Source organism: Castellaniella sp. GW247-6E4 (assembly GCF_040276065.1).
GTDB lineage: Bacteria > Pseudomonadota > Gammaproteobacteria > Burkholderiales > Burkholderiaceae_B > Castellaniella.
This window is the reverse complement of the sequence record NZ_JBELOI010000008.1, coordinates 24,518-39,122: the sequence shown is the minus strand read 5'-3', so window position 1 is coordinate 39,122 and position 14,605 is coordinate 24,518. Positions and strand designations below refer to the sequence as shown.

General features: G+C 67.7%; 15 protein-coding genes. 1 reads left to right on the top strand and 14 read right to left on the bottom strand.

The features are described 5' to 3' along the window. Position 1: 1 nt before the first annotated feature. The 14 genes from ABS761_RS10975 to metE form a co-directional block, all read right to left on the bottom strand. Entirely contained in the window at positions 2–1,327 is a 1,326-nt protein-coding gene (locus tag ABS761_RS10975) for a hypothetical protein (RefSeq protein ID WP_350408360.1), read from the bottom strand. Beyond that, on the bottom strand, positions 1,314–1,586 hold the full coding sequence (locus ABS761_RS10970) for a hypothetical protein (RefSeq protein WP_350408359.1): 273 nt from the start codon (positions 1,584–1,586) through the stop codon (positions 1,314–1,316). The genes ABS761_RS10975 and ABS761_RS10970 overlap by 14 nt, the downstream gene beginning before the upstream one ends. A 91-nt stretch (positions 1,587–1,677) precedes the next feature. After that, on the bottom strand, positions 1,678–2,376 hold the full coding sequence (locus ABS761_RS10965; RefSeq protein ID WP_350408358.1) for a fumarylacetoacetate hydrolase family protein: 699 nt from the start codon (positions 2,374–2,376) through the stop codon (positions 1,678–1,680). Continuing rightward, positions 2,373–2,915, bottom strand: a complete 543-nt coding sequence (gene ppa, locus ABS761_RS10960) for an inorganic diphosphatase (protein ID WP_350408357.1) — start codon at positions 2,913–2,915, stop codon at positions 2,373–2,375. Before ppa ends, ABS761_RS10965 begins: the two co-directional genes overlap by 4 nt. A 62-nt stretch (positions 2,916–2,977) precedes the next feature. After that, positions 2,978–4,480, bottom strand: a complete 1,503-nt coding sequence (locus ABS761_RS10955; protein WP_350408356.1) for a heme biosynthesis HemY N-terminal domain-containing protein — start codon at positions 4,478–4,480, stop codon at positions 2,978–2,980. A 12-nt stretch (positions 4,481–4,492) separates the two neighbouring features. Continuing rightward, complete coding sequence (locus ABS761_RS10950) at positions 4,493–5,764, bottom strand: uroporphyrinogen-III C-methyltransferase (RefSeq protein WP_350408355.1); 1,272 nt, start codon at positions 5,762–5,764, stop codon at positions 4,493–4,495. Between the two features lie 18 nt (positions 5,765–5,782). Beyond that, positions 5,783–6,568 (bottom strand): uroporphyrinogen-III synthase, encoded by a 786-nt coding sequence (locus tag ABS761_RS10945; protein WP_350408354.1) that lies wholly within the window; start codon positions 6,566–6,568, stop codon positions 5,783–5,785. 13 nt (positions 6,569–6,581) lie between these two features. Then, positions 6,582–7,535 (bottom strand): hydroxymethylbilane synthase, encoded by a 954-nt coding sequence (hemC, locus tag ABS761_RS10940; RefSeq protein ID WP_502881413.1) that lies wholly within the window; start codon positions 7,533–7,535, stop codon positions 6,582–6,584. Further along, a complete protein-coding gene (locus ABS761_RS10935; protein WP_350408353.1) occupies positions 7,532–7,663 on the bottom strand; it encodes a hypothetical protein in 132 nt (43 codons plus the stop codon). Before ABS761_RS10935 ends, hemC begins: the two co-directional genes overlap by 4 nt. Next, positions 7,660–8,376: a TerC family protein gene (locus ABS761_RS10930; RefSeq protein ID WP_350408352.1), complete on the bottom strand. Its 717-nt coding sequence runs from the start codon at positions 8,374–8,376 to the stop codon at positions 7,660–7,662. The genes ABS761_RS10935 and ABS761_RS10930 overlap by 4 nt, the downstream gene beginning before the upstream one ends. Positions 8,377–8,458: 82 nt before the next feature. Then, positions 8,459–9,340, bottom strand: a complete 882-nt coding sequence (sucD, locus tag ABS761_RS10925) for a succinate--CoA ligase subunit alpha (RefSeq protein WP_350408351.1) — start codon at positions 9,338–9,340, stop codon at positions 8,459–8,461. Between the two features lie 19 nt (positions 9,341–9,359). Continuing rightward, complete coding sequence (sucC, locus tag ABS761_RS10920; protein WP_350408350.1) at positions 9,360–10,520, bottom strand: ADP-forming succinate--CoA ligase subunit beta; 1,161 nt, start codon at positions 10,518–10,520, stop codon at positions 9,360–9,362. Positions 10,521–10,598: 78 nt separating this feature from the next. Further along, entirely contained in the window at positions 10,599–11,165 is a 567-nt protein-coding gene (locus tag ABS761_RS10915) for a DUF2889 domain-containing protein (RefSeq protein WP_350408349.1), read from the bottom strand. 100 nt (positions 11,166–11,265) lie between these two features. Next, positions 11,266–13,563, bottom strand: a complete 2,298-nt coding sequence (gene metE, locus ABS761_RS10910) for a 5-methyltetrahydropteroyltriglutamate--homocysteine S-methyltransferase (protein WP_350408348.1) — start codon at positions 13,561–13,563, stop codon at positions 11,266–11,268. Positions 13,564–13,665: 102 nt separating this feature from the next. On the opposite strand from metE, the gene ABS761_RS10905 reads away from it, so the two are divergent. Continuing rightward, positions 13,666–14,589 carry a LysR family transcriptional regulator gene (locus ABS761_RS10905; protein ID WP_350408347.1) on the top strand — a complete coding sequence of 308 codons (924 nt, stop codon included), beginning with the start codon at positions 13,666–13,668 and terminating at the stop codon, positions 14,587–14,589. Positions 14,590–14,605 lie beyond the last annotated feature (16 nt).

Sequence of the window (14,605 nt, the reverse complement as noted above, 5' to 3'; positions counted from 1 at the left end):
CTCAACGGCCCTCCCGAGCCGGCAGCGCCTCGATCGATAGCGGGGCGAGGCGCGCCATCCAATAGGGATGAAAGAGATTGGGCGCCTCGTCCAGCCCGTCTGCGCGCGGAAGCGGCCGGGCAAAATAGCTGTGGGCGGCGCTGCGCGCCTGCACGGCCAAGCCCTCGGGGCCGTCGATGGACAGGAAGAGCTCGAACCCCGCGACGCCCTCGGGCCGATCGGTCGCCACCTCGTGATACGGTCCCAAGCCGCCCGCCGGCCATGCGGGGCGATGGCGCACGGCATAGGAATTGGCGATCGGATTATCGCGCTGATCCAGCAGGCTCCAATCGGTGGCGGATGCCACCCAGCGCCAGAAGTCCTGCTCGGAGAAATCCTCGGGAGCCGCATCCGAATAAGGGCCGTCCATGCCGGCCGCGGGCTGCGCGGGAATCCAACCCCACGCCATGGCGTATTCGCGGTAGTAGCATCCGACCCACCGGTTGGTGCGCAGGGCATGGAAGGACTGGGTATCCGAGGCCTGCCAGCGGCCCTCGGCGTCCAAGGTCGTCGCGCCGCGCCGCCTGAACTGGTGGCGCAAGGCCGGGCAGTGTTCGTCCACCACCCAGGTATTACGGGCCGTATGATCGCGGGGACCGAGGAACGGGTACAGGCCGGCGATGTCCTGGACCAGATCGTGCAGGCCCCGGTCGGGTGCATGACGCCGCAACAGCGACGGCCACTGATCGTGCTCGAGCGAGAGCCTGAGGTCGGCCTCGGGCCGGTCCGGATAATGCGCCCGCAGAACCGCTCGGACCGCGGCCATGCGCACCTCGGGCACCGTCGTTGCGATATTGCGAGCCAATGCCGTATGAAGGTCGTGGACCTGGCGGTCATGGGCGGCATGCGCGCGCCCGAGCGCGCCGTCCCGCTGTGCCCAACCCTCCAGACCTGCCGCCTGCGCCGCCGCCAGGTAGGCCCGCCCGTGATCGGCGCCAAACAGCATCCCGATCAAGTAAGCCGGTGGGTTGCCACGCGCCACCTGCCCCGCCTCGGCGCCGCCATACAAAGCCCAGCTCGCGAGGGTCGCCAGATGCGCCATGGCGAGCTGATGCGCGAGTTGGGCGCGATTCAAGTAGGCCAGCATGTTCAAGGCGCGCGCCTGGACCAGTGCCCCGCTGTAGGCCGCGGCATCCAGGCCGTGGACTTGCCGGACCTTGGCGGCCAGCACCTGGCCCGCCGCGAAATAGCGCAACAGCGCGAGGGACAAAGCGGCGGCGAGCACCATGCCCAGCACCAGGGCCTGCCCCTCCTGGGCGCGGCGCGCGGCCACGTCACTGTCCAGCACCGGCGTTCCCGGTGAAGGATTTGAGAGATTTGGCGGCCGCCTGCTCGGCGCCGGCCTCGGCGGCGGCCTGGGCCGCGCGCGACTGGGCCGTGCCGTCCTCGCCCGCGATTTCCTTGGCCATGGCCGCGGTCTGGGCGCGAATCACCTGCCCGAACGTCTGGTACACCGCGATGGCGGCCACCGCCACGAGGGCGACGACGATCATGTACTCGACCATGCCCTGGCCACGCTGCCGGGCGCCTGTGTGGGGGTGCCGCATGTCGGGTCTCCTCGATTTCAGTGAGGAGCCCAGTGTGCGCCGAGCGCGGCAGGCCGGCTATTCGCGCAAGCCGAGGCGGCCGTAAATGCTACTAGGTGGCGATGCGCACCTGAAGCGTCCCCAGCCCCTCGATCGAGCCTTGCAGCAAATCGCCGGGCCGCACCGCACCCACGCCCGCGGGGGTGCCGGTGAAGACGAGGTCGCCCGCCTTGAGCTCGAACAGGGTCGAAAGGTAGGCCAGGGCCTCGGGCACCGTCCAGATCATGTCGGACAAATCGCCGCTCTGGCGGTCCTGGCCATTGACGGTCAGCCCGATGCGCCCGCGCGTCAGCACTCCGGTGGCGGCAACCGGATGCACGGGGCCGATGGGGGCGCTATGGTCGAAGCCCTTGCCGACTTCCCAAGGCCGACCGGTTTTCTTGGCCTCGCCCTGCAGATCGCGCCGCGTCATGTCCAGTCCGATGGCGTAACCCCAGACGCAGGCGGCCGCCTGCTCGGGCGTCAGGTCGCGCCCGCCGGAGCCCAGCGCGGCCACCAGCTCGATCTCGTGGTGCAGGTCCTGGGTGCGCGGAGGATATGGCATGGCACCGGTTTCGCCGTCCGCGATGCTCAGCACCGCGTCGCCGGGCTTGGCAAAGAAGAACGGCGGTTCGCGGCCGGTATCGCCCATCTCGCGGGCATGGTCCGCGTAGTTGCGACCCACGCAATAGATGCGCCGCACCGGAAACGCGACGTCCGAGCCCGCCACAGCCAACAGGCCGCCCTCGGGCCGGGGAAACACGGTCTTCATGCCGCCTTCCCGGATTGCTGGTAGCGTGCGGCGGAATCGAGGATCTCGCGCTTGGCGGCGTCGATCCCGGCCCAACCCGCGACCTTGACCCACTTGCCCTTTTCCAGGTCCTTGTAGTGCTCGAAGAAATGCTGGATGCGATTCAGCTCCTCGAGCGGCAGATCGTCTGTCGACTGAATGCTGCGATACGGCGGATAGAGTTTGTCCACAGGGCGGGCGAGCAATTTAGCGTCGCCGCCAGCCTCATCCTCCATCTGCATCACGCCCAGGGCGCGACAGCGGATGACGGCGCCGACCTGGATGGGAAACGGCGCCATGACCAGCACGTCAACCGGATCGCCGTCCTCGGAGATGGTCTGCGGGATATAGCCATAGTTGCAGGGGTAATGCATGGCCGTCAGCATGAAACGGTCGACGAACACCGCGCCCGAGGCCTTGTCCACCTCGTATTTGACGGGATCCGCATTCATTGGGATCTCGATGATGACGTTGAACTCCTCCGGCAGTTTTTCGCCGGCAGGTACGCGATCTAGACTCATGATTGACCTTGCTGTGGTGATAGGGGTAATGGTGAAAACCGAGGGGATGCGGCCGCGGGCTGTCAGCGCTTCCGCAGGCTGCGAGAGCCGCCATCCGAGGTCTGGGACATATCCACGCCGGGAATGGGCGCCGTGTCGAAATAGTCTTCGGCCGGCGAAGCCGCGGCGGCGCGGGTGTCGGTGGGCGCGTCCGGACCGGCGGGGGGCGACGCGGGTTGGGGGGCGCCGAGCGGCCCGCCATCGTCGACGTACACCGCGCTGGCCGCCTCGGGCATGCGCGTCTCTGGGACGCCGGCCAGAGGGCCCTGCCGTGCCTCATCGATCCGCGGATCGCCGCGGGTATCGGCGGCCGGCAGCAAGCGTCCCACCTCTGGTACGACCACGCCGGCCTCCAGCGAGGCCTTGCGCCAGTGCTCGAGGGCAAGGTCGGGGCGCCCCAGGGCATCGTCCAGAGTGCCCAGAAGTGCGTGCACGTGGGTGTCGGCCCGCAGCACCAGGCTGCGCTCGAGATAGTGCTCGCCCTGCCCCCAGAGCTGGGCGCCGAGGCAGAGCTGGCCCAGGGCGGCCAGCAGGCCGGGATGATCAGGGTTGGACTTCAGCCACACCTCGGCGCGCGCCAGGCGGTGCGCGGCCTGCTCGGGCTTGCAGCGCGCGTAGGCGCGCAGCAGCGCGTCGTCCAGCGAGCGCCCCAGGGCCGCCTCGAGGATGCGCGCCGATTCCACGGCGTGTCCGAAGCGGGACTGCGCGTCGGCCGCCGCCAGGGCGATCGCCGGATCGAGGCGCTCGTCGGCGTTGAGATCGGCCCACAGATGTTTCACCGCCCCCTCGTCGCCCTGCGCGAACCGCTTGACCACCGCGTCGCGGATGAAGCCGTGTCCCTGGGCCGAATCGATGGCGCTGCGGCGCAGCAGAACGCGGGTCAGCGCGTAGACCTGCTCGTCGTGGCCCAGTTGGCGATGGGCGCGCAGCAGGAGCCGGGTCGAATGGAAATAGCGCGAGGATGCGTCCTGCAGGGGCTTGAGCAGGGCCAGCGCCTCGTCCGCACGGCCCTGGTCCAGATACATCTCGGCCGTCACCGTGTCGACGGCCTGGCGCAGGCGGGTATCCTGCCCCGCGCCTTCCTGGGCCAGGCGCAATACCTGGTCGCGGCGCTTGTATTCACCCAGCAGGTGCAGCGCGCGTGCCGCGCTCAAGCCGGCCAATACCTTGCGGTCCGCCGAGCGCGTGCGCGACAACAGGTTCGAGAGGTCTTTTTCAGCCTGGGCGTAGCGGCCCTCGAGGATGTTGATCCAGCCGCCCTCGAGCAGTTCGATATCGCGGGTCTGGGACCGGCGTCCGCGCCAGGCGCGAAAGCGGCCCGGGCTGCCACCCAGCCAGCCGATGCAGTCCAGCAGCCAATGCAGGACGACGAAGCCGACCAGCAGCAGCACCGCCGCCAGAGTCAGGGACAGCTCGATGCGCCAGGGCTGGGCGATGATGAGGACATTGCCGCCGTGGTCTCGCAGCACCAGGGCCAGCGCCACGGCGGCGACGAGCAAAATCAGAGTCCAGAACCAGGTTCGCATGGCTGCCCCCTCTTACAGCGTGCCAGTGGCGGCGGCCCCTGGGGCCTTGGACGCGGAATCCGAGGGGCCGGCCCCACCGCCGGCATCGGCCGGTATCTTGGGCGCGGAATCGGGAGATTCCTGATCCGGACTCGGAGCCTCTCCGGCGCTGATGGCATCGCGCGCGGCGGCCACCGCATCGAGGCTGTTGTCCACCGTCGGCAAGCGGGTTTCGATCACCGTATCGAGCAAGGCCCGCGCGAGGCTCAGGGCCTCGCGCGACTGCTGCGAACGCATGTCGAAGCGCCGGTCGATGGCGCCGGCGACATGGCCGAGCTCGGTCTGCCAGATCTTGGGCTGATGCATCATCAGGGCCAGTTGCGCCGTGAGGGTGCGCTGCTGCAGACCCTCGCGGAAACGCTGGGCCTGTTCGGGCGAAATCAGGAGCGCCGCCGCATCGTCCACCCGCCGGACCTCGAACAAGGCCCGCAGGTCTTGCGACAGCATGGCCCCCGCCTCGCGCGTCCAGCCCCAGGCCTCGACGCCCAGGCGCCGCCACCAGGCCGCCCCGGAATCGACGGGCTCGGCGGCATGCGCCGCGGGCTGCTCGGGTGCATGGGGTGTCAACCGGGGCGCCGCCGCGTCGGGCATCAGCAAGGGCGCCTCGCCCAGCAGGGTATAGAGGTGATCGAGCCGGGCGGACAGGGTCGGCACGTCGACCGTCGCCACCGCGCGCAGGCGGTCCACATCGCCGTTGATGGATTGCTGCAAGGACGCGAGGGCCGGGCGGTTGGCGCGCGCGAGCCGCGCCTGTGCAACCTCAAGGGAAATGATGGCATTGGCGACGTTGCCGTCGAGGCTGAGCTGCTGCTGGGCAATGGTGACCAGGCGGTCGATGTCATTGAGCAGCAGCAAATCCGAACCGCTGTCGGTCATCATCTGCAGCGCCTGGTCCAGGTCATCGATCTGGCTTTGCGCGTCGTCCAAGGCGCCACGCAACTGCTCGAGCTGCGCCGCCTGGCCGCGCACCTGGCCGCGCGCCTCGTCGGCCGCCTCCCGCGCAAGCTGCGCGGCCCGCGCGGCCTGGCCGCCTTGCTGAATCATGTCGGCGCGCAAGGCGCGATATTCCTGGTTTTGATACCACAGGGCCCCGCCCAGCACGACCGCCAGGGCCACCAGCAAGAACACGGCGACCGCCAGCGAGGATACACCGCTCTTGCGCGGCTGCGCGGCGGCGGGCGGCGTCGGCTGCGAAGGCGGCGTCGCGGATTCGTCGGGGTGCTTGCTGGAATCTCGATCGGTCATAACGGCGTGCTTTTCCTTCTAATAAGGCAAGCGGGATGCTGCCAATATAGCCTGAAATATCGACTGCTCGTCGGGTGCACAGATTTTTACATCGGGCACCTGGCATGGGTCTCGGGCCGCAGGCCAAGCCGCGATCAGACATTGTAGCTGCCGCGCGATGCGCTCGTGAATCGTCACGGCGCGCAAGGCCGGTGGCCACCCCAAGCCGTGGGCGCCCAAGCTGTCGGCGATCGCCGCCAGGCCCTCGAGGCTGCTCACCAGCAGGATGCAGGGGCGCGCATCAATCGCCGCCAGGCACTGCGCGCGGGTCCAGCGCACGGGATCGCGGCCATATAGGGCGTGGCGATGGACCTCGCAACCCCGTCGCTCGAGCTGCGCGGCCAGCCACTCCCGGCCCCGCTGGCCCCGCAGAATCAGGGCGCGCGCCGGGAGCGGCCCCCGTGCGTCGATCAGCGCCATCAAGGCCTCGGAATCCTGGGCGCTATCGAGGGGAGGCGCCAGGATCCGATCCGCCGGTACACGCTGTCGCAGGGCGCCGGCCGTGGCCTGGCCGACGCCGGCGGCAAGGGTCGCGACCGGCCAGCGGCCCGTCCACTGGGCGAAATACCGCTCGACCGCCTGGCGGCTGACAAATACCAGCATATCGTAGTCGTCGGGCGCCGGTACCGAGCCCTCAAGGGGCCGCAGAACAAGCGCGGGGGCAATGGCCACCGCCAAACCCTCGGCCCGGAGGCGCTGCGCAATCACCTCGTTGCGGCCCTGCGGCCGCGTCAGGACAGCAAGCGGTGCGTCCGGCCCCGGCATGCGCCACCCACGCTCAAGGGGAGCCAGGCGCAGCCAACAGGCGCGCGAGGATGGCATCCGCGCCCTGCGCCAGCAGGGCCTGGGCCACCTCGGCACCCAAGGCCTCGGCCCGGGCACTCGGCCCCCGGGCAGCGGCGCGCAGCACGCGCGAGCCATCCGGCTCGGCCACCAGAGCCTGGATCTCAAGCCGGCCGTCGGACTCGCGCGCATAGGCCGCAAGCGGTACCTGGCACGAACCGCCCAGAGCACGCGAAACCTCCCGCTCGGCCAGTGTGCAGAGGGTGCTGCGCTCGCAAGCAAGCGGCGCGAGCCAGGCGCGCACGTCCGCCCGGTCGTCCATGATCTCGATCCCCAGCGCCCCCTGACCCGCCGCCGGCAAGCTGTGTTCCGCGGGCAGGACGGCGCGGATGCGATCCGCCAGGCCCAGGCGGCGCAGGCCGGCGGCCGCCAGGATGATCGCCGCATACTCGCCGCGATCGAGCTTCGCGAGCCGGGTGTCCAGGTTGCCGCGCAGGGGCTGCACCCGCAGCCGCGGGAAGCGCTCGCGCAGTTGCGCCTCGCGCCGCAAACTGGACGTACCGACCACGGCGCCATCGGGCAGATCTTCGAGGCGCGCATAGTCGTTGGCGACCAGGGCGTCGAAGGGGTCCTCTCGACTCGTGATGGCGGCCAGGGCGAACGGCGGCCCCAGGTCGACGGGGACGTCCTTGAGGGAATGGACCGCGAGATGGGCCCTGCCATCCAGCAGCGCGGTTTCGAGCTCTTTGACGAACAGGCCCTTGCCACCGACCTTGGACAAGGTCCGATCCAGGATCTGGTCGCCGCGCGTGGTCATGTCCAGCAGCTCGACGTCGCAATCGGGATACAGATCCAGCAGGCGATCGCGAATGTGATTTGCCTGCCATAGGGCAAGGCGGCTCGCCCGCGTGGCGATCACCAGGCGGTCGGGCGAAACGATGGCGCTCATAGGGTACACCTCGATAGCAGCAGGCTGGCGACGATGCCCAACACCGCCAGAATCGCCAGCCCCTGCAACAGCGACAGGCGGGATTCCCGCGGCTTGCGGCCGGGTTCTCGGTCGGCGGGCTTGTTCATGGGTCCACCACCGGCGAGCGTGTCGCCCGGCGTCGGCGAGCGACCCAGCTCCCCGCCGCGACGACGAACAGGGCGCCAACGATCTCGGCGGCGATCTTCACGGATGCGTCCTGCGGGCCGAACCATTGGTGCACGGCGACGTCGGTCACCAACATGCCGCCGGCAATCCAGCCCAGCAAGGCCGCGCCCAACGTCACGACGACGGGGAAGCGATCAATCAGCTTGAGCACCAGTGTACTGCCCCACACGATGATGGGCACGCTCATCAGGAGCCCGAATATGACATAAGCGAGCTGATGGTCTGGAATGGTGTTCTGCGCGGCGCCGGCGATGGCGATCACATTGTCCAGGCTCATCACGAAATCGGCGACGATGATCGTGCGGATGGCCGCCCACACCGAACTCGCACCCTGGATATTGTCGTGATGGTCGTCATCGGGCAGCATGAGCTTGACGCCGATCCACAGCAGCAGGACGGCACCGACGATCTTGAGGTAGGGGATGGCCAGCAGCGTGAGGGCAAAGGCAATCAGAAGGACGCGCAGGATGATGGCGCCCGCGGTTCCCCACAGGATCCCTTGAATGCGGCGTTTGTGATCGAGTTTGCGGCACGCCAGAGCGATCACCACGGCATTGTCTCCACCCAACAGGATGTCGATCAGGACGATCTGGAATATCGCCCCCCAATGCAGTTGCTCGATCAGTTCAAGCATTCACGTCCCCCCGACGCGTCTGGCCTTCCATTGCGAAACCGGCCCGCCTCGCGCGGGCCGTGCCCGGCCAGGCGGCCTACGCTCACAGGACGGTCTTGAGCAGCTTGCCCATTTCCGACGGGTTGCGCGTGGTACGGATGCCGCAGGCCTCCATGATTTCGAGCTTGGCGTCGGCCGTGTCGGCACCGCCGGAAATCAGGGCGCCGGCGTGGCCCATGCGCTTGCCCGCGGGCGCGGTCACGCCGGCGATGAAGCCGACCACCGGCTTTTTCATATGGTCCTTGGCCCACTGCGCCGCATCCACCTCATCGGGCCCGCCGATCTCGCCGATCATGATCACGGCGTCCGTGTCGGGATCGTCATTGAACATCTTGAGCACGTCAATGTGTTTGAGGCCATTGATCGGGTCGCCGCCGATGCCCACCGCGCTGGATTGGCCCAGACCCAATTCCGTCACCTGAGCCACAGCCTCGTACGTCAAGGTGCCCGAGCGGCTGACCACCCCGATGCGGCCCTTGCGGTGGATGTGGCCGGGCATGATCCCGATCTTGATTTCGTCGGGCGTGATCAGCCCCGGGCAGTTGGGGCCCAGCAGCAGAGTCTTGCGGTTTTCGTCGCGCATGCGATTGCGCACCTCGAGCATATCGCGCACCGGAATGCCCTCGGTGATGCAGATGGCCAGATCGAGATCGGCCTCGACCGCCTCCCAGATGGCCGCCGCCGCGCCGGCCGGCGGCACATAGATGACCGACACTGTCGCGCCGGTCTCGGCCTTGGCATCCTTGACCGAGGCGTAGATGGGGATCCCCTCGAAATTCTCGCCGGCCTTCTTGGGATGCACGCCGGCGACGAACGCGGCGCGCCCGTTGGCGTAGTCGCGGCACATGCGGGTGTGGAACTGGCCGGTCTTGCCGGTGATCCCCTGCGTGATGACCTTGGTGTCCTTGTTGATCAAAATCGACATGTTTCTTCCTTGGATGTGCTTATTTCGCGGCGGCGACAACCCGTGTCGCGGCTTCGGCCATGGTGTCTGCGCTGATGATGGGCAATCCCGACTCGGCAAGCATGCGCTTGCCCTGCTCCTCGTTCGTACCCTTCATGCGCACGACCAGCGGCACGCCAAGGTTGACCGCTCGGCAGGCCGCGATCACGCCTTCGGCAATGACATCGCAGCGCATGATTCCGCCGAAGATGTTCACCAAGATGGCTTTCACGCCATCGTTCTTGAGCATGATCTTGAAGGCCTCGGTGACCTTCTCGGCGGTGGCGCCGCCGCCCACGTCCAGGAAATTGGCGGGCTCGCCGCCGAATAGCTTGATGGTGTCCATGGTGGCCATGGCCAGGCCCGCGCCGTTGACCAGGCAGCCGATGTTGCCGTCGAGCTGAATATAGGCGAGGTCAAACTTGCTCGCCTCGATCTCGGCGGGATCCTCCTCGTCGAGGTCGCGGTACTCCACGATCTCGGGATGGCGGAACAGCGCGTTCGCGTCGAAATTGAATTTGGCGTCCAAGGCCTTGATGCCGCCGTTGCCCTCGAGGATCAGCGGATTGATTTCCGCCAACGAGGCATCGGTATCCCAGTACACCTTATAGAGCTTCTGGAATTCAGCCGCCGCCTCGGCCACCGAGGCCTCGGGCACGCCGATGCCGCGCGCCAGTTCCGCAGCCTCGGCGTCGCTCAGGCCGACAGCCGGATCGACGAACACCTTGAGGATTTTTTCGGGGGTCTTTTCGGCAACCACCTCGATTTCCATGCCGCCCTCGCTGGAGGCCATGACGCACACGCGCTGCGAGGCACGATCGGTCACGATGCCGACATAATATTCTTTCTGGATGTCGGCGCCCTCTTCGATCAGCAGGCGGCGCACCTTCTGGCCCTGCGGGCCGGTTTGATGCGTCACAAGCTGCATGCCCAGAATTTCGGAGGCGAGCTGACGCACCTCATCGATCGAGCGCGCCAGCTTGACGCCACCGCCCTTGCCACGGCCGCCGGCATGAATCTGAGCCTTGACCACCCAGACAGGTCCGCCCAGTTTTTCCGCGGCCGCCACCGCCTCTTCGACGGAAAACGCGGGCACCCCGCGCGGTACGGTCACGCCAAACTTCCTCAGCAATTCCTTGCCTTGATATTCGTGAATTTTCATGTGTTACCTGTCAAAGAAGAAAAAAGAAACCGGGGCGCACCGCTTCGGCGCGCCCGCGCGGATACGGGCGGCCACGGCCTAATCCTCATGGCGAGCCGATCCCCCGGGGGAATACCATTGCGGGTAAAAGGCCTCGACGGCGGGCGCGCCCAGGGCCAACGCATGACAGCCCTCGAGCTGGAACGGCCGCTCGGACGACGGCGGCGCCTGGCGGCGACGGACGGCCATGGTCTGTATCGCAACGGTCGGCAGCACGTTCGTCAACTCGGTGACGTGCGTGCAGCCCGCCGTGCGGGCGAAGCGCTCGCGCACGCGTTTGCGGAAGTGATCGCGCAGATTCAGACCGATCAGAGCGCGGTACGCGGGTGCGATGGCGCTGCAAAACTCGCCGTAGGGCGCGGCTTCGTAGGCCGCCTCGGCGTCCAGGATGTTGAGATCGTCGTCAATGGTGATCCGCAGGCGCATGTGGTGCACCGGATCGCCCGCGCGCTGGGTGTCGCCTTCGCGGAGCTGAAAATCGTAGGCCTTCGTATCGATGAGCTCGGCTTCGATGTCCCACAAACCATCATCGCGCAAATACGAATCCACGCGGATGGAACGCGTATGGATCGGCTGGCGGGCGCGGGTGGGCGCGGACAGAGGCATTGGCTTTTGGGTGGGATGGACGACATGCGAAACCCGTCAAGTATAACGCAGTGCCGGAGGCGGCCACCGCCTCCGGCGGCATCGGACCGGTGTTCCGTCCTCAGGCGGCCGCGCGCAAGGTGTGCGCGGCCCGGACCATGGACTGCAAGGCTGCACGAGTCTCGGGCCACGCCCGGGTCTTGAGCCCGCAATCCGGATTGACCCAGAGGCGTCCGGCCGGCAGACGCTGCGCGGCGCGGCGCATCAGGTCGACCATCCAGTCCTCGCGGGGCACATTGGGGGAATGGATGTCGTAGACACCCGGCCCTATGTCATTGGGATAAGAGAACTCCTCGAACGCGTCCAACAGCTCCATGTTCGAGCGCGAAGTCTCGATGGTGATGACGTCGGCATCCATGCGTGCGATCGCCTCGATAATGTCGTTGAACTCGGAATAGCACATATGGGTATGGATCTGAGTGTCCTCGCGCACCCCCGAGGTCGAGAGTCGGAAGCAGTCCACGGCCCAGTCCAGATAGGCGGGCCAGTCCGTCCGCCGCAGCGGCAGACCCTCGCGAAACGCGGGCTCGTCGATCTGGATCACGCGGACTCCCGCCTGCTCCAGATCCAGCACCTCGTCACGCAAGGCCAGGGCGATCTGGCGGCAGGTCAGCGCGCGCGGCTGATCGTCGCGCACAAAGGACCACTGCAGGATGGTGACCGGGCCGGTCAGCATTCCTTTGACGGGCCGATCGGTCAGAGACTGCGCGTAGGCCGACCAAGCAACCGTCATCGGCGCCAGGCGCGCCACGTCGCCGTAGATCAGCGGCGGCTTGACGCAGCGCGAGCCATAGCTCTGCACCCAGCCATGTTCCGTAAAGGCGAATCCATCGAGCAGCTCGCCGAAGTACTCGACCATGTCGTTGCGCTCGGGCTCGCCGTGCACCAGCACATCCAGACCGATCTCTTCCTGAAAGCGGATGACCCGCTCGATCTCCTCGCGGATCGCCTTGTCGTAGGCCGCGTCCGAGATCGAGCCACCGCGCCAGTCGCGACGCAGCGCACGGATTTCAGGCGTCTGCGGGAAGGAGCCGATCGTCGTCGTCGGGTAGCTGGGCAGGCCCAGGCGGGCGTGCTGACGCTCGATGCGCCGCGCAAACGGAGCGCGTTCGCGGCTGAGCGAATCGGCCTCGAGCAGGCGCCCGGCCACGTCCCCGCGATGGATGCGCGGCGAGTCGCGACGCGCCCGCGCCGCGGCGCGCTGCACTGCCGCCGCCCGCAGATCGTCCGGCCCGGGTGCACCCGCGACGAGCGCGCCCAACAAGCGCAATTCCTCGAGCTTTTGCACGGCGAAAGACAGCCAGCCCTTGAGCTCGGTGTCCATGCCGGCCTCTCGCGCCAGATCGATGGGCACGTGCAGTAGCGAGCACGAGGGTGCCAGCCACAGCCGCTCGCCGATTTGCTCCCGTGCGCGGTCGGCAAGCGCCTGCGCCGCATCCAGGTCCGTGCGCCAGACATTGCGTCCGTCGATCAGGCCCAGCGACAGCACCTGGTCCGCCCGCAAGCGAGCGAGCACCCCCTCGAGCTGGCCGGGCGCGCGCACCAGGTCGATGTGCAGGCCATGGACCGGCAGATCAGGCAGCACATCCAGACTCGGCTCCAGCCCCTGGAAATACGTTGCCAGCAGCACGCGCACGCCCTGCGCCGACAAGCGGCCATAGATCCCGGCGAAGGCCGCCCTCCAGGCATCGGGCAGCTCCAGGCCGAGGATGGGCTCGTCGATCTGCACCCACTCCACCCCTAGCCGCGCCAGGCGCCGCAGCACCTGCTCGTAGGCCGTCAACAAGGCCGGCAGCAGCTCGAGCTTGGCCTCGTCGGCCGCCCCCCGGGCGTAGGCATCCCCTTTGCCCAGCCAGAGCCAGGACAGCGGCCCCGGGATCACGGGCTTGGTCCGATGGCCCAGGGCCTGCGCCTCGGCAACCTGCTCGAACAGATCCTCGCGCGCGATCCGATAGGATTGACCCGGATGCAGCTCGGGGACAATGTAGTGGTAGTTGGTGTCGAACCACTTGGTCATTTCGCAGGCGGCTGCAGGCGTGCCGGATGGCGCGCGGCCGCGCGCCATCCGAAACAACGTATCCAGGCTGACCGGCTCATCATCCGGCTGCCCGAAGCGCGCCGGTACGGCGCCCAGGGTGGCCGTCCATTCGAGAATCTGGTCGTACCAGGCAAAATCCCCCACCGGCACGGCGGCCATGCCGGCGCGCGCCTGGATCTCCCAGTGGCGGGCGCGCAACGCGCGCCCCGCCTCGCGCAGCGCCGCCTGATCGGAATGGCCGGCCCAATAGGCCTCCTGAGCGCGCTTGAGCTCGCGGTCCACGCCGATCCGAGGAAAACCCAGATTATGAATAATCGTCATTCTTAAACCTATTAATATAAAATTTACTCAACAAACGACATTGTGCATGCGAAGCTCCCCAGGGAAAAATCAAATGCACCATCCATAAGTTGAGGAAAATTCATGATAGAGGTCAAACATATGGAAACCCTGGTGGCCATCCGGGACGGCGGCAGCCTCCAGGAGGCCGCCGAGCGCCTGCACCTGACTCAATCCGCCCTTTCGCATCAATTGCGCGATCTCGAGGTCAGGCTGAAGGTCGCCCTGCTGAACCGGCGCACCCGCCCGGCCCGGCTGACGACGGCCGCCTTGCGCATCATCGAGCTGGCCGAGGAGGTCCTGCCCCGAATCCGCGCCACCGAGCGTGAGCTGCAGCGCCTCGCGGCGGGCCGCACGGGCCGCCTGCACGTGGCGATCGACTGCCACTCGTGCTTCCAGTGGTTGATGCCGGCGCTGGACGCCTTCCGCCAGGCCTGGCCCGACGTGTCGCTGGACCTGTCGGCGGCATTTTCCTTCGCACCCCTGCCGGCGCTGCTGCGCGGCGACCTGGACGTGGTGATCACCTCGGACCCGGAGCCCTCCGAGGCGATCCGCTATGCGCCGCTGTTCGGCTACGAACTGGTGGTGGCGGTCGCGCGAGGCGGACCGCTTGCCGGTCTCGCTCACGTGGACGCGCGCCAACTGGCCGATCAGGTGCTGATCACCTATCCGGTGGACCGCAACCGCCTGGACGTGTTCACGGCCTTCATGGATCCCGAGGGGGTGGAGCCGGTGGCGGTGCGCACCGCCGAATTGACGCCGATGATCGTCCAGCTGGTCGCCAGCGGCCGAGGCGTGGCGGCCCTGCCCAACTGGGCCCTGACCGAATATCTGGACCAGGGCTGGCTGCACATCTGCCGCCTGGGTGAACACGGCGTTTGGCGCACGCTCTACGCGGCCACCCGCGCCGAGGACGCGGAGGCCAGCTACGTGCAGGCGTTTCTGGCCCAGGCGCGCGAGACCTGCTTCGATACCTTGACAGGCATCCAGCCGGCACCGGCCGGATGACTGGACGGGTGAAACC